The 15696-nt window shown below is 57.5% G+C and carries 13 protein-coding genes; 10 read left to right on the plus strand and 3 right to left on the minus strand.

Going from position 1 to position 15696, the window contains the following annotated elements:
- Window positions 1-6: 6 nt before the first annotated feature.
- Window positions 7-3054: a formate dehydrogenase-N subunit alpha gene (gene fdnG / locus IM314_RS02195; protein ID WP_193358207.1), complete on the minus strand. Its 3048-nt coding sequence runs from the start codon at window positions 3052-3054 to the stop codon at window positions 7-9.
- Window positions 3055-3275: 221 nt separating this feature from the next.
- Here fdnG and yddG point away from each other — a divergent pair, with 221 nt between their 5' ends.
- Together yddG and IM314_RS02205 are read left to right on the plus strand one after the other, a co-directional pair.
- The gene (gene yddG, locus IM314_RS02200) at window positions 3276-4154 is read left to right on the plus strand and encodes an aromatic amino acid DMT transporter YddG (RefSeq protein ID WP_028013255.1); all 879 of its coding nucleotides are present in this window, start codon (window positions 3276-3278) and stop codon (window positions 4152-4154) included.
- Window positions 4155-4629: 475 nt separating this feature from the next.
- Window positions 4630-5739, plus strand: a complete 1110-nt coding sequence (locus tag IM314_RS02205; protein WP_028013256.1) for a porin OmpC — start codon at window positions 4630-4632, stop codon at window positions 5737-5739.
- A gap of 54 nt (window positions 5740-5793) precedes the next feature.
- On the opposite strand, the gene IM314_RS02210 is transcribed toward IM314_RS02205, so the two are convergent.
- Window positions 5794-6738 (minus strand): LysR substrate-binding domain-containing protein, encoded by a 945-nt coding sequence (locus tag IM314_RS02210; protein ID WP_028013257.1) that lies wholly within the window; start codon window positions 6736-6738, stop codon window positions 5794-5796.
- A 170-nt stretch (window positions 6739-6908) separates the two neighbouring features.
- Here IM314_RS02210 and IM314_RS02215 point away from each other — a divergent pair, with 170 nt between their 5' ends.
- Genes IM314_RS02215 through IM314_RS02245 form a run of 7 tightly spaced genes read left to right on the plus strand, consistent with a single transcriptional unit; the run spans window position 6909 to window position 13359 of the window.
- Complete coding sequence (locus IM314_RS02215) at window positions 6909-7859, plus strand: branched-chain amino acid ABC transporter permease (protein ID WP_045260595.1); 951 nt, start codon at window positions 6909-6911, stop codon at window positions 7857-7859.
- Between the two features lie 8 nt (window positions 7860-7867).
- On the plus strand, window positions 7868-8974 hold the full coding sequence (locus IM314_RS02220) for a branched-chain amino acid ABC transporter permease (protein WP_045630468.1): 1107 nt from the start codon (window positions 7868-7870) through the stop codon (window positions 8972-8974).
- A complete protein-coding gene (locus tag IM314_RS02225) occupies window positions 8971-9738 on the plus strand; it encodes an ABC transporter ATP-binding protein (RefSeq protein WP_193358206.1) in 768 nt (255 codons plus the stop codon). Before IM314_RS02220 ends, IM314_RS02225 begins: the two co-directional genes overlap by 4 nt.
- The gene (locus tag IM314_RS02230; RefSeq protein WP_193358205.1) at window positions 9731-10450 is read left to right on the plus strand and encodes an ABC transporter ATP-binding protein; all 720 of its coding nucleotides are present in this window, start codon (window positions 9731-9733) and stop codon (window positions 10448-10450) included. The genes IM314_RS02225 and IM314_RS02230 overlap by 8 nt, the downstream gene beginning before the upstream one ends.
- 28 nt (window positions 10451-10478) lie before the next feature.
- Window positions 10479-11636 carry a branched-chain amino acid ABC transporter substrate-binding protein gene (locus IM314_RS02235; protein ID WP_193358204.1) on the plus strand — a complete coding sequence of 386 codons (1158 nt, stop codon included), beginning with the start codon at window positions 10479-10481 and terminating at the stop codon, window positions 11634-11636.
- A gap of 17 nt (window positions 11637-11653) precedes the next feature.
- The gene (locus IM314_RS02240) at window positions 11654-12136 is read left to right on the plus strand and encodes an L-2-amino-thiazoline-4-carboxylic acid hydrolase (protein WP_028013263.1); all 483 of its coding nucleotides are present in this window, start codon (window positions 11654-11656) and stop codon (window positions 12134-12136) included.
- A complete protein-coding gene (locus IM314_RS02245) occupies window positions 12133-13359 on the plus strand; it encodes a Zn-dependent hydrolase (protein WP_193358203.1) in 1227 nt (408 codons plus the stop codon). The genes IM314_RS02240 and IM314_RS02245 overlap by 4 nt, the downstream gene beginning before the upstream one ends.
- A 66-nt stretch (window positions 13360-13425) precedes the next feature.
- Here the strand turns inward: IM314_RS02245 and IM314_RS02250 are convergent, their stop codons facing one another.
- A complete protein-coding gene (locus tag IM314_RS02250) occupies window positions 13426-14913 on the minus strand; it encodes an MFS transporter (protein WP_193358202.1) in 1488 nt (495 codons plus the stop codon).
- A gap of 116 nt (window positions 14914-15029) precedes the next feature.
- Between IM314_RS02250 and IM314_RS02255 the strand changes: the two genes are divergently transcribed.
- Window positions 15030-15605 (plus strand): TetR family transcriptional regulator, encoded by a 576-nt coding sequence (locus IM314_RS02255; protein ID WP_048958310.1) that lies wholly within the window; start codon window positions 15030-15032, stop codon window positions 15603-15605.
- Window positions 15606-15696 lie beyond the last annotated feature (91 nt).

The raw sequence follows: 15696 nt of genomic DNA on the forward strand, positions 1-15696 counted from the left end.
CGCTCCTTACGCTTTCTCGATGTTGACCAGAAACGCTTTGTACTCCGGCGTTTGCGAGTTGGAATCGCCGACGTTTGGCGTCAGGGTGTTGGCGATATAGCCTTTCTGCGCCACCCCTTCAAAGCCCCAGTGCAGCGGAATACCGATGGTTTCCACCTGTTGGCCGTGCACGTTCAGACTTTGCAAACGACGGGTCACCACCGCCACGGCGCGAATAAAGCCGCGCTTGCTGCTAACCTTCACGCGATCGCCATTGGCAATGCCTTTCGCCTTAGCCAGCGTTTCGCTTATCTCCACAAACTGTTCCGGCTGCGCGATGGCATTAAGCCGCGCGTGCTTGGTCCAGGTGTGGAAATGCTCGGTCAGGCGGTAGGTCGTCCCCACGTACGGGAATTTGTCCTTTTTGCCTAAGCGCAGCACGTCCTCTTCGTAGATGCGCACCACCGGGCTTGAGACCACATTCGGGTGCAGCGGGTTGGTCCCCAGCGGCGTTTCCATCGGCTCGTAGTGTTCCGGGAATGGCCCTTCTGCCAGCTTGTTGAGGGCGAACAGGCGCCCCAGCCCTTCCGGCTGCATGATGAATGGCCCGGTGTTGCTGCCCGGCGCGGCGGTGTTGTAATCCGGAATGTCGTTCCCCGTCCACTTCGCCCCGTTCCACTGGATCAGCATCCGTTTCGGATCCCACGGCTTGCCGTTCACGTCGGCGGACGCGCGGTTGTACAGCACGCGACGGTTCAGCGGCCACGCCCATGCCCAGCCCAGCGTGTTGCCCAGGCCTGACGGGTCAGCGTTATCGCGGTTCGCCATCTGGTTACCCTGCTCCGTCCAGCTGCCGGTGTAGATCCAGCAGGACGATGCCGTGGTACCGTCGTCACGCAGCAGCGCAAAGCTGTTCAGCAGCTGGCCTTTTTTCGCCACCAGGCTGCCGTTGGCGTCGTAGAGATCCGCCAGCGCCACGCCGTTGTTCTCTTTCGCGACTTCCTCAGACTCAGGACGATCCGGCTGCTTGTAGTGCCAGCTCATCTTCAGCAGCGGCTCCGCGCCTTTGCCGCCTTCGGTGCGGTACATTTCGCGCAGACGATGATAAATGCCGGCCAGAATTTCGCCGTCGTTACGCGCTTCGCCCGGTGCATCCTGCCCTTTCCAGTGCCACTGCAGCCAGCGGCCGGAGTTGGCAATAGAGCCGTCCTCTTCCGCAAAGCAGGTGGAGGGCAGGCGGAACACTTCGGTCTGAATCGACGCCGGATCGACATCGTTGGATTCCCCGTGGTTCTGCCAGAAGGTGGAGGTCTCGGTCACCAGCGGATCGATAACCACCATGTACTTCAGCTTGCTCAGGCTGCGCACGACTTTGTTTTTATCCGGGAATGACGCCACCGGGTTAAAGCCCTGGCAGATATAACCGGTGACGTCGCCCTTATCCATCATGTTGAAATACTTGATGACGTCGTAAGCCTGATCCCACTTGGGCAGCCACTCAAAGCCCCAGTCATTCTCCTTCTGCGCCGCGTCGCCGTAGAAGGATTTCATCAGGCTGACGTAGAACTTCGGATAGTTGCTCCAGTAGTTCACCTGGTCCGGCAGCGTTGCTTTTGGCGTATTAGCTTCAAGATACGCTTGCAGACTGGCCTGCTTTTCCGACGGCAGCGTCAGGTAGCCCGGCAGGCTGGTGGAGAGCAGACCGAGATCGGTTAAGCCCTGAATGTTAGAGTGGCCTCGAAGAGCGTTCACGCCGCCACCGGCCATCCCCATGTTGCCGAGCAGCAGCTGGATCATCGCCATGGTACGGATGTTCTGCGCGCCCACGGTGTGCTGCGTCCAGCCCAGCGCATACAGGAACGTGGTGGTTCTGTCAGCGGCGCTGGTGGAGGCCAGCACCTCGCACACCTTCAGGAAGTCCGTTTTCGGCGTGCCGCAGATGTTCTCCACCACGTCCGGCGTATAGCGGGAAACGTGCTGCTTCAGCAGGTTCCACACGCAGCGCGGATGCGTGAGCGTTTCATCCCGCATCGCATAGCCGTTTTCATCGAACTGATAGTTCCAGGACGTCTTGTCGTACTGACGTTTTTCAGCGTCATAGCCGCTGAACAGCCCGTCATCGAAGGCAAAATCATCCCGCACCAGCAGGTTCGCGTTGGTGTAATGCTTAACGTAGTCCGCGTTAATTTTGTTGTTTTCGATCAAGTACAGCAGAACCCCGGAGAGGAACGTAATGTCCGTACCGGAGCGGATCGGCGCATAGATATCCGCCACCGATGCCGTACGCGTAAAGCGCGGATCGACGACGATGAGCGTCGCATCGTTGTTGTTTTTCGCTTCCATCGCCCAGCGGAATCCCACCGGATGGGCTTCAGCGGCGTTACCGCCCATCACCACCACGACGTTTGCGTTTTTAATATCAACCCAGTGGTTGGTCATCGCACCGCGACCAAATGTTGGAGCAAGACTTGCTACCGTTGGTCCGTGTCAGACGCGCGCCTGGTTGTCTACCGCCAGCATGCCGAGAGAGCGCACAAATTTTTGCGTCAGCATGCCGGTTTCATTGCTTGCCGCAGATGCACACAGCATCCCGGTAGAGAGCCAGCGGTTGACCGTCACGCCCTGCTCGTTCTTTTCAATAAAGTTGGCGTCACGGTCAGCTTTCATCAGTTTTGCAATACGGGAGAACGCCTCATCCCAGGAGATGCGCTGCCATTTGTCGGCGCCCGGCGCGCGGTATTCCGGGTAGCGGAGGCGGTTTTCGCTGTGGACATAGTCCAGCAGTCCCGCCCCTTTAGGGCACAGCGCCCCACGGCTCACCGGATGATCCGGATCCCCTTCAATATGGTAAATCGCTTCTCTGGCGTTCTTCGCACCATCGCCCAGGCTATACATCAATAGCCCACAACCCACGGAGCAGTATGTGCAGGTGTTACGGATCTCTTTCGCACGCAGCAGCTTATAGTTGCGTGCCTGAGCCAGCGCCATTTTGGGAGCAAATCCCAGCATTGCGGCTGTGGTTCCGGCCATACCGCCCGCGCAGATTTTGAAAAATTGTCTGCGGCTGACGTCCATTGTTGTCCTCGTTATCTGATAAGACTTCGCGCCGCAAACTAACATCAAAACCCCTGTTTTTTTTGCGTCAAATCAAGGTCGCCTGACGTCGCCCCCTTAATAGTCACCGCTGCCGCGTTTGAATAATCCTTAAGGGTTAAACACGTGGGAGAATAATTCGCGACAGGGTCAGAATTAATGCTATACATTTCCCCTTTGATTTTATTAGCGATGAAAACGTAATGGACAGAAAGAGAGCAACGCTCACGGGGCTGGCGGCGATACTGCTATGGAGCACAATGGTTGGCCTGATTCGCAGCGTAAGCGAGGGGCTGGGGCCCGTCGGCGGCGCGGCGATGATTTACACCCTCAGCGGGTTATTGTGCCTGGTAACGGTAGGATTTCCTGATATTAAACGTTTCTCACCCGGGTATCTTATTGCAGGCAGCGTACTGTTTGTCAGTTACGAAATTTGTCTGGCGCTGTCGTTAGGCTATGCCGCCACGCGAGCGCAGGCCATAGAAGTCGGTATGGTTAATTATCTCTGGCCGAGCCTGACGATCGTCTTTGCTATTTTATTCAACGGACAGAAATCAACGCTGTGGGTCGTCCCCGGTTTAGCTATCGCTCTGCTCGGCGTGTGTTGGGTATTAGGAGGTGAGCAAGGATTACACATTGATGAAATAATCCGCAATGTCGTCTCTAATCCCCTTAGCTATACGCTTGCTTTTGCCGGAGCATTTATCTGGGCCGCCTACTGCACCGTAACCGCCAAATTTGCCAAAGGGCAAAACGGTATTACCCTCTTTGTTTTGCTCACTGCGCTGAGCCTGTGGGTGAAATATACTATTAGCGATCAGCCAGAAATGGTGTTCAGCTTTCCGGTTATCGTGAAGCTCGTTATGTGCGGCATTGCGCTTGGGTTTGGCTATGCGGCATGGAATATTGGCATTCTGCACGGTAACGTCACGGTGCTGGCTGCCGTATCCTATTTTACTCCCGTGCTCTCTGCCGCGCTTGCAGCCGTGCTGCTAAGCTCACCCCTCTCTTTTTCGTTCTGGCAGGGCGCGCTGATGGTCTGCGCCGGGTCATTGCTCTGCTGGTACGCTACACGAAAATAGGGTTCAGATTTATGCCGGGTTCGATTAAATCCGGCATAAAAATTAACATAAATTTAATATGTGATCACATCGTAATATATTAATCAGAACATTAGTGCATTTGTTGATGTTCTGTTTATATTAGCTTCCTTCGTCAATTCCCCCGGCATCAAATTGACATAACCTGACACCGCTGCGTAACTACTTCCCTGCGAATATTACCGCTCTTAATAACACGAAATGCAATAATATTCGCCATCATGGTTGCCAAAAAATAAACTCATACTGATTAAATAATCGCCACAACATTTTATTCAGGCGTCATTAACCCGATCTCGATCACACTAAATGAAATTATTACTCATATTTTGAAACTTATTATTGAAAGACAACTACAAGATTTTTAAAAATAGCACGCCGTTGACGAACAGCCTCGTTTAGAAATCGTTCGCGATGGTTCAGGAAATACTGAAAAAAATTATAAGGAATATTTAAGATGAAACTTAAATTAGTTGCAGTGGCAGTCACTTCCATGTTGGCAGCAGGCGTTGTAAACGCAGCTGAGATTTATAACAAAGACGGTAACAAGCTGGATCTGTACGGTAAAGTGACAGGTCTGCACTATTTCTCTGATGACGCAGGCGCAGACGGTGATAAAACCTACATGCGTATCGGCTTCAAGGGTGAAACCCAGGTTAACGACCAGCTGTCCGGTTACGGCCAGTGGGAATACCAGATTCAGGGTAACAAGGACGAAGGCGACAACCAGTCCTGGACCCGTGTGGCCTTCGCAGGTCTGAAGTTCGCTGAAGCCGGTTCATTCGATTACGGTCGTAACTACGGCGTGATTTACGACGTGACCTCCTGGACCGACGTTCTGCCAGAATTCGGCGGTGACACCTACGGTGCCGACAACTTCCTGCAGTCTCGTGCAAACGGCGTGGCAACTTACCGTAACCAGGACTTCTTCGGTCTGGTTGACGGCCTGAACTTTGCCCTGCAGTACCAGGGTAAAAATGGCAGCGTAAGCGGTGAAAACACTAACGGCCGCAGCCTGCTGAACCAGAACGGCGACGGCTACGGCGCGTCTCTGACTTACGATCTGGGTGAAGGCTTCAGCGTCGGTGGTGCAATGTCCTCTTCCCGTCGTACCGCTGACCAGAATGCAGCTGGCGTATACGGTGAAGGCGACCGCGCTGAAGTGTACAGCGGCGGCGTGAAGTACGACGCGAACAACGTTTACCTCGCGGCGCAGTACTCTCAGACCTATAACGCAACCCGTTTCGGCACATCTAACGGTAACCGCAGCGACATCTACGGCTTTGCAAACAAGGCGCAAAACTTCGAAGTTGTGGCTCAGTATCAGTTCGACTTTGGCCTGCGTCCATCCATCGCTTACCTGCAGTCTAAAGGCAAAGACATCGAGAACTTCGGCGACCAGGATCTGGTTAAATACATTGATGTCGGCACCACCTACTATTTTAACAAAAACATGTCCACCTACGTGGATTACAAAATCAACCTGCTCGACGACAACCAGTTCACTCGCCAGGCAGGTATCGGTACCGACAACATCGTGGCGCTGGGTCTGACCTACCAGTTCTAAAATCTTGTCTGTCCAAAAGCCAGCGTGACACGCTGGCTTTTTTATCTTCCGCATTTACCCGACGGACAACTCCCCGCCTGCCGCCCGACGCAGCCAGGTTTGCAGCAGCTTGCCGTCTTCGGTCATCTCTGAATCTGAACGCACGCAGAGGTAATAATCGCGCCCGTCATCAATCGGTAAGTCAAATATCTTGACCAGCTCGCCGCTCTCAAGATATGGCGCAATCAGCGGCTCACGCATGAGCGCACATCCCAGCCCTGCCTGAACGCCCGCCAGCGTCAACAGCCCGTCTTCAAACAGCGGGCCGCTGCGCCGGAGTGGACGTTTTACCCCCTGCAACAAAAACCACTGCGTCCAGCTCGTACGCTCTTCATCGTGCAGCAACGGCATTTGCAGCAGCTGTTCAGGCGTGTCGATATGGCCATGAACGCGCAAAAACGCGCGGCTGCACACCGGCACCATCTGGCCGGAAATCAGCTTTTCACTCTGATACCCCGCCCACTGCCCGTTACCAAAACGAATCGACATATCCGACGCGTCGCTCAGATAGTTACGGTGATTGGCATACACCACGTTGATCTCGGTTTGGGGATTGGCGCGCATGAACGCAGGCAAGCGCGGGATAAACCAACCCATACCAAAAAGCGGAATCAGGCTGATGGTGACCTGACGCGTTTGCGCCTGCTCCGCCAGGTGCTCCGTCGCCTGGCGCAACACGTTAAAGGCCGCACGGATCGAGCGGTAATATTCCCGCCCGTGCTGGCTCAGCACCAGCCTGCGTCCCTGACGTTCCGTGAGCGGCATTTGCAGGTATCCTTCGAGCACCTTGAGCTGATGGCTGACGGCCGACGGAGAGATATCCAGCTCCTGCGCGGCCAGCGTGACGCTCCCCAGCCTGGCGATGGCCTCGAATGCACGTACGGCCCGAAGCGGCGGATCGTTTGCCAGGCGGCTCTCTGCAAACGCCGTCAGGCTCGCCAATTGTTCTGTTTTATTCATATGTTGATTTCTTTAGGCTTTTCACCCAAAAGCAGGCTTTAACTATTTTCATTTAAATCATAAACATAAAACAATATTTATTTATCATAAGAAATAATAGATGCGTATTTTACAATTTAATTCATTTATTGGATGGTAGCCGCAGAACGAGCACTTTGCGGGTACAAACGTTGGATACACTCATACAACAACTGATCAACGGTGTGATGCTGGGAAGCATCTACGCGCTGATCGCGCTGGGCTATACCATGGTGTATGGCATTTTGCGCATTATTAACTTTGCCCACGGGGATATTCTGATGGTCGGCGCGCTCACCACGCTCTCCGCCATTAACGCCCTGAATAGCACCTTCCCGCATATGCCGCTGCTCTTGCAGCTCGGCGTTGCCCTGATGATTGCCATGGCCGTGTGCGCCCTGCTGGCCATGGCCGTGGAGCGATTTGCCTACCGTCGACTGCGCAACGCCCCGCGGCTCGCGCCGCTGATCTCGGGTATCGGCGTCTCCGTCCTGCTGCAAACCGTGGCGATGATTATCTGGACGCGCAACCCGCTGATGTTCCCGCAGATCCTGCCCATGGATCCGATTACCGTGACGTCAGGCAGTGAAATGCACCCGCCCGCCATCGTGACCGTTACCGGTATTGTCACCGTGGCGCTGGCGCTGGCGGTGATGACCGGGCTCTGGCTGCTGGTGGAATACACCCGCCTGGGGCGCGGCATGCGCGCCGTGGCGGAAAATCCGCGCGTGGCCACGCTGATGGGGGTTAACCCAAACGCCATTATTACCCTGACGTTTGCGATTGGCGGGGCGTTTGCCGCGCTGGCAGGCGTAATGATGGCCAGCAACTACGGTAACGCCAGCTTCTCGATGGGCTTTTTACCCGGGATCAAGGCCTTTACCGCCGCAGTGCTTGGGGGCATTGGTAACATTCGGGGTGCCATGATTGGCGGCATCCTGCTCGGCATTATCGAAGCGCTGGGCGCAGGCTACCTGGGTGAACTGACCCACGGTGTATTTGGCAGCAACTATCAGGATGTCTTTGCCTTTATGGTGCTGATCCTGGTGCTGGTCTTCCGTCCGGCTGGCCTGCTGGGCGAGCGCGTAGCGCACAGGGCGTAAGGAATACCATGACAACACTTCAAATTCAGGCCCCGGCGGCGACGCGCAAATTCTGGTCAGGCATGAGCCTGTTCTGCCTAGCGCTGCTGATAGCGCCCGTGGTGGCCACGCAGCTCGGCGGCAACTACTGGGTGCGCGTTATCGACTTCGCCCTGCTCTACATCATGCTGGCGCTCGGGCTCAATATTGTGGTCGGCTATACCGGCCTGCTGGACATGGGCTTTATCGCCTTTTACGCCGTCGGCGCCTACCTCGCCGCACTGATGGCTTCTCCACACCTGCTGGAGGTGTTTCCGATCCTCGCAGTCTGGTTCCCGGACGGGCTGCACACCTCGTATCTGCTCATTATTCCGCTGGCGGCCCTCGTGGCGGCAGTCTGCGGGATTTTACTCGGTGCGCCCACGCTGAAGCTGCGCGGGGACTACCTGGCGATAGTGACCCTCGGCTTTGGCGAAATTATCCGCATCCTGATGCGCAACCTCGACCGTCCGGTAAACATCACCAACGGCGCAAAGGGCATTACCGGGGTAGATACGCTGAACCTGTTCGGCCTGAAGTTTAGCGGCGTCTACCACTGGTTTGGTTTCAAAGTGCCCGCCCTGTGGCTGTGGTACTACCTGCTGATGCTGGTGATTGTAGCGATTATTTTTGTCTGCCTGCGCCTGCAGCATTCCCGTATTGGCCGCGCCTGGCACGCCATCCGTGAGGATGAAGATGTGGCCCGCGCGATGGGCATCAACGTGCGTAACTATAAGCTGCTCGCCTTTGCGATGGGCGCTTCCTTTGGCGGCATAGCAGGTGCGCTTTTCGGCGCGTTTCAGGGCTTTGTCTCCCCGGAATCCTTCACGCTGCAGGAGTCCATTGCCGTACTGGCGATGGTGGTGCTGGGCGGTATGGGGCACATACCGGGCGTGATCCTGGGCGCGGTACTGCTTACCGCCCTGCCGGAACTGCTGCGCAGCCAGGCAGCGCCGGTTCAGCAGGCGCTGTTCGGTACGGTACTGATTGACCCGGAAGTGCTGCGCCAGCTGTTTTACGGTATGGCACTGGTGCTGGTCATGCTGGTGCGCCCGTCAGGCCTCTGGCCGGTACGCCACAAGGAGGTGAAGGCATGAGCCTGTTAACCGTACGCAACATGTCAAAACGCTTCGGCGGGCTGACTGCCGTAGATGACGTTTCGATTACCGTGAACAGGGGGGAAATCTACGGGCTGATTGGCCCCAACGGCGCGGGAAAAACCACCTGCTTTAACCTGATCACCGGGCTTTATCCGGCGGACAGCGGTGAGTTTTCGATTGCCGATAAGCCCTACTTCCCAAAACACATAGAGAAAGTCACCGCCGCCGGGATTGCCCGCACCTTCCAGAACGTGCGCCTCTTCAACGAGATGTCGGTGCTGGAAAACGTTATGGTGGGCCGCCACGTGCGCACCCGTAACGGCCTGTGGGCCGCGCTGAGCCGCCATAAACGCGCCCGCGAGGAAGAGAAGCAGACCCGCGAGCTGGCCTGGCACTGGCTGGACTATACCGGCATTGCGCAGTTCGCCCACTATCGCGCCTGCGATCTGGCCTATGGTCATCAGCGTCGCCTTGAAATCGCCCGCGCGCTGGCGACGGATCCGATGCTGCTGGCGCTGGACGAGCCCGCCGCAGGAATGAACGCGGCGGAAAAAGTGGCGCTCGGTGAGTTGCTCATCCGCATCCGCGATGACGGCAAAACCCTGCTGATGATTGAACATGACGTCAAGCTGGTGATGGGCATCTGCGATCGCCTGACGGTGCTTGATTACGGTAAAACGCTCGCCAGCGGTACGTCGGAAAGCGTGCGGCGCGACCCGGCAGTGATCGCCGCCTGGCTTGGAGGTAACGCCCATGACTGAACTGCTGAAGGTAGAACGTCTGGACGTGCATTACGGCGGCATTCAGGCCGTACGCGATGTCTCCTTTACCCTGCACGAGGGCGAACAGGCTACGCTGATCGGCGCTAACGGCGCGGGGAAAAGCTCCACCGTGCGCGCTATTACCGGGTTGGAAAGCTTTAGCGGCAGTATTGAATTCAGCGGTAAGCCGGTCCGTAAACAGAGCCCGGAGACCCTGCTTCGCGACGGGCTGGTCATGGTCCCGGAGGGCCGCGGGATCTTCTCCCGCATGACGGTACTGGAAAACCTGCAGATGGGCGCCTGGCTAAGGCGTGACACTGTCACCGTTAAGCGCGAGATGAACGAGATTTTCGAACGTTTCCCGCGTCTGGGCGAGCGCCAGCATCAGCTTGCCGGGCTGCTGTCCGGCGGCGAGCAACAGCTGCTGGCCCTTAACCGCGCCCTTCTCAGCCGCCCGCGCCTGCTGATCCTCGACGAGCCGTCGATGGGCCTTGCCCCGAAGATGGTCGAGAACATATTTGCCGTTATTGCCGGGCTGCGCGAGCGCGGCGTCGCCCTGCTGCTGATCGAACAAAACGCCCGGCTCGCGCTGGAAGTGACCGACAGCGCGTGGGTGATGGACAGCGGCAGCATTGTTCATCATGGCGAATCGACAGCGCTGCTTAACGACGACCAGATTGCACACATTTATTTGGGCGAAATGCCCGTTTAACCACACCAGCCAACATCAGGGAAATACAATGAAAACAGTAAAAATCAGTGCGCTCAGCGCCGCTATTCTGCTCGGCGGTCTTGCCTCAACGTCCTCGTGGGCCGCCGACGGCGAAACCGTGGTTATCGGTCTGGCAGGCCCGCTCACCGGCCCGTCAGCACGTATCGGGAAAGATCTGGAGAACGGCGCGCAGCTGGCCATCGACGACATTAACAAGCAGCAGCCGACCATCGGCGGCAAAGCGGTCACCTTCAAACTGCAGTCCGAAGACGATCAGTCTGACCCGCGCACTGCCGTAGCCGTCGCGCAGCGTCTGGTGGACAGCGATGTGGCGGGCGTGGTCGGCCACTGGAACACCGGCACCAGCATTCCAGCGGCCCGCGTTTATCACGATGCGGGCATCGCCCAGGTAGCACAGGTCGCGACCGGTCACGCCTATACGCAACAAGGTTTTGATACCAGCTTCCGCGTGATGGGACACGACGATGACGGCGGCCAGCTCGCAGGTCAGTACGCGGTTAACACCCTGAAAGCCAAACGCATTGCGGTGATCGACGACCGTACCGCCTTCGGTCAGGGCCTGGCGGACCAGTTTATTAAATCGCTGGAAGCCCAGGGCGTGAAAATTGTCGACCGTCAGTACGTGGATGACAAAACGGTCGATTTCAGCGCCGTGCTGACCGCCATCCGCAGTAAAAACGCCGATCTGATCTTCTTCGGCGGCGTCGACAGCCAGGCCGCACCGCTGGCTCGCCGCATTAAACAGCTGGGCATGAATGCCACGCTGATGGGCGCAGGCGGATTCGTCAGCCAGACGTTCCTGAAGCTGGCGCAGAAAGAAGGCGAAGGCGTTGTGGCGCTGGAGCCGGGCCTGCCCGTTGACCAGATGCCGGGTGGAAAGGCATTCGAACAGGCCTACCAGGCCCGCTACCACACCCATATCGAACTGCACGCCCCGTTCGCCTATGACGCCACCCGCGTGCTGGTTGCGGCGATGGAAAAAGCAGACTCCGTTGAGCCATCAGACTATCTGCCCGCCCTGCGCGCCATCAGCTATTCCGGCGTTACCGGACAGATCGCGTTTGATAAAGAGGGCAACCTGAAATCGCCGTCGTTCACGGTCTATAAGGTTGTCGACGGCAAATGGCAGCCGCAGACCGTGCTGGGCGGCGCAAAAGCGAAGTAACGCAGCGAGGCAATGTGATGAGTGATAATAATGAGCTGGGCATTCTCGCCCGCCGCAAAATTGAAGCTGAAATTATTAAGCCAATTTATGAAATCCTGGTGCGCGAGATAGGGAAAGCCCGCGCCCAGGCGGTGATTGGCGAGGCCATTGAGCAGGCCGCGATTGACGCTGGTAAAGGGTTTGCCAGCAAAGAACCCAACGGCGCGAACATCAAGAGCTTTATCGCCCTGCAGTATCTGTGGGAGAAAGATAACGCCCTGGACGTGAAGGTGATCGACGCTGACGACCAGCAGTACAACTACAACGTGACCCGCTGTCGCTACGCGGAGATGTACCACGAGATGGGGCTGGGCGAGATCGGTCATCTGCTCTCCTGCGCGCGCGATGAAAAATTCATCGTTGGCTATGCGCCGGACGTAGAGCTAACCCGCACCACGACCATTATGCAGGGCGGTGCGTGCTGTGATTTCCGCTACCGCAGCGGTAAGGACAAGCCATGATCCGCGTCAACGCCGAACGGCTGTGGTCAACGCTTGAGATGATGGCGCAGATCGGCGGCACGCCCGCCGGTGGCGTCACCCGTCTGGCACTGAGCGAGGAAGATCGTATTGCGCGTAACCTGCTGCGCGACTGGGCGCTGGACGCCGGTTTTACCTGTGACGTCGACAGCATGGGCAATATGTTTATCCGCCGCGCCGGGAAAAACCCAAAACTCGCGCCGGTCATGACCGGTTCGCACGTGGATACCCAGCCGCTGGGAGGGAACTACGACGGGGTTTACGGCGTGCTGGCCGGGCTGGAGCTGCTGCGCACCCTCAATGACCATCACATTGAGACGGAACGTGACGTTGTGCTGGTCAACTGGACCAACGAAGAAGGCGCGCGCTTTGCGCCAGCCATGCTCGCTTCAGGGGTCTGGACGGGGCAATTTAGCGAAGCGTACGCCCATTCCCGCGCGGATAGCGACGGTATCAGCGTGGGTGAAGCGCTGGAAAGCATCGGCTACCGGGGTGAAGCCCCTGCCCGCGCGTTTCCGGTTCACGCCTGCTACGAGCTGCACATCGAACAGGGCCCGATTCTGGAAGATGAAGCCCTGGATATCGGGTTAGTCCGCGCGGCAATGGGCCAGCGCTGGTTTACCCTGACGCTGGACGGGTTTGCCGCCCACGCGGGCACCACGCCGATGCACAGCCGCCGAGACGCGCTGACCGCGTTCTCGGAGCTGGCGCTGAAGGTGGAGGAGATTGGCTATCGGCACGCGCCGGACGGACGTGCGACGATCGGTATGGCGCAGGTTACGCCAAACTCGCGCAACGTCGTGCCGTCTCGGGTGGTCTGCAGCGTGGAGTTTCGCCATCCGGCGCTGACGGCACTGGAAGCCATGGAGGCGGCGCTGCATAAGGTGGCTGAAAGCCTGAGCCTGCGCGGCGTGGCGGCTCTTGTTGAGCGCATTTTTGACTACGCGCCCATCGCGTTTGATGCCGAATGTCTGGCCCGCACGGAGAAGGCCGTGGCGGAACTGGGCTACTCGGCGAAACCGATGGTCTCGGGGGCGGGACATGACGCCTGCTATGTCAGCAAGATTGCCCCTGCCAGCATGATTTTTATCCCCTGCGTGAAGGGCATCAGCCATAACGAAGCGGAAAGGATCCTGCCGGAGTGGTCGGAGAAAGGGGCGAACGTGCTGTTGCACAGCGTCCTGTCCGCGGCCCAGGAAAAATAAACCGGGTGGCGCGGCTCGGACAACCGCGCCCGTAGGCCCGGTAAGCGCAGCGCCACCGGGCGTGTTTTACGGCTTCGGCACCTTCGCCAGGCTAAACCAGATCCCCACTGCCAGCAACAGCAGCATTCCGCCCGCACTCCCCAGCGCCACGCTGTGGGAGGTAATAAACGCACTTTTCGCCGCCTCAATCACTGGCTCCGCGAGGGACGGCGTCAGTTCCTGCGCCACCTTCATCGCTTCACCAATCGATGACGAGGCTTTATCGACGAGCGAGGCATTCAGCCCCTGCGGCAGGTCAATGGACGCCGAGAAGCTGCGGGTCAACAGCAGACCAAAAATAGCGATCCCCAGCCCGGCGCCAAGTTCATAGGACATGGTTTCAATCGCTCCTGCGGCAGCTGCTTTCTCCTTCGGCGCGGCAGCCATAATGGCGGAGGTCGAGGCCAGCAGCGCGCTGGCGGCGCTGAAGCCCAACAGCACCATCAGGCTCCACGCCTGCCACTGCTGCGTGCTGAAATCGAGCATCGAGAGGCCGATGAAACTGACCGCGCTGAGCCCCATGCCACCCGCAGCGACAATGCGCAGCCCAAGACGCCCCACCAGTACCCCGGCGATCGGCCCGCTAAACCCGCTCGCTACCATGACCGGAAGCATAAACATGCCCGCTTCAAATGGCGTAAAGCCGTGAACGAATTGCAATTCCTGCGCCATCAGCAGCTCAAACCCGACCAGGGCAATCATGGCGGTCATCGCCATTACCACGCCGCTCAGAATGATGCGATGGCAGAACAGGCGCATATCGATCATCGGCACGCGGGCGCGCAGCTGAATACGCACGAAGATAAACAGCAGCACCGAGCCGGTCACCAGCGCGGAGGCAACCAGCCACGGCGACAGGACGCCTTTGAGCGCGGTTTTGGCACTGTAGACCAGCAGCAAAATCGCCACAATCAGCATGATGGCATGACTGATATTCAGCGGCTGCTCCGGTCGGCCCTGCTGACGGGGCACAAAACGCGCGGCCAGCGACACCACTACCAGCACAATCGGCACGTTGATTAAAAACACCGATCCCCAGTAAAAATGCTCAAGCAGCATACCGCCAATCAGCGGACCAAACGCCGCCCCGCCGGAACCCACTGCCGCCCAGACGCCGAGCGCGATATTGCGATCTTTCGCGTCGGTAAACAGCGTGCGGATCCCCGCAAGCGTAGCCGGAATGATCATTGCTGCACCGATCGCCAGCGAGGCGCGCGCCGCTATCAGCCAACCTGCCGACGGTGCAAACGCGGCCGCCAGGGACGACAGGCCAAACAGCGTGCTGCCGATCATCAGCAAGCGTTTAAAGCCAATGCGGTCACCCAGGGCACCCATCGGCAGCACCATCCCCGCCATCACCAGCGAGTAAATATCAATGATCCACAACAATTCGTTTCCGCTGGCACCCAGCGTCATGCTCAATGTCGGCGCCGCCACGTGCAGCACCGTCGCGTCGATCGCGACCGGGATATAGACCAGCACGATAATCACTAACGCTAACCACTGACGAAACATAAATTTCCTTTTCATTTTAAACATGGACACATGTCCAGGATGCGATCCTACGTAAAGTTGAACGAGTGTCCAGCTTTTTGTTACACTCGTTTCATTCCCATTGAGAGTGAGTAAACATGCGATATCTGAGCAAGGATGAACGGCGGGAAGCAATCTTACAGGCCGCCATGCGCGTGGCGCTCGCCGAGGGGCTGGCGGCGATGACGGTGCGGCGCATTGCAACTGAAGCGGGCGTTGCTACCGGGCAGGTTCATCACCACTTTGCCTCCGGCGGTGAGTTAAAATCGCTGGCATTCGTTCGCCTGATCCGCGAGCTATTAGATGCCGACGTGGCGGATGAACGTGCCACCTGGCGAGAGCGGTTGCACAGCATGCTCGGCAGCGACGATGGTAAGTTTGAGCCTTATATCCGACTGTGGCGGGAAGCCCAAATTCTCGCCAGCCGTGATCCCGAGATCAAAGCGGCTTATGTCCTCACCATGGAGATGTGGCATCAGGAAACCGTGGCGATTATCCGCGCCGGGGCTGATGCCAACGCGTTCACACTTACCGATCGGGCGGAAAATATCGCATGGCGTTTAATAGGGCTGGTTTGTGGCCTGGATGGGATCACCGTATTAAATATGCCTGAAATGGACGATGCGGCATTTAATAAACATCTCGACAAACTTATCACGCTGGAATTGTTTTAATACTCCTTCCGGAGTATAAATTCCGCAAAATGTTACAATTAGTAACACATTAAGCGAGCCCTTATTTTCATTCTAATCTCGGGGGTTCGCT

Source organism: Enterobacter cloacae complex sp. P42RS (genome assembly GCF_014930595.1).
Taxonomy (GTDB): domain Bacteria; phylum Pseudomonadota; class Gammaproteobacteria; order Enterobacterales; family Enterobacteriaceae; genus Enterobacter; species Enterobacter bugandensis.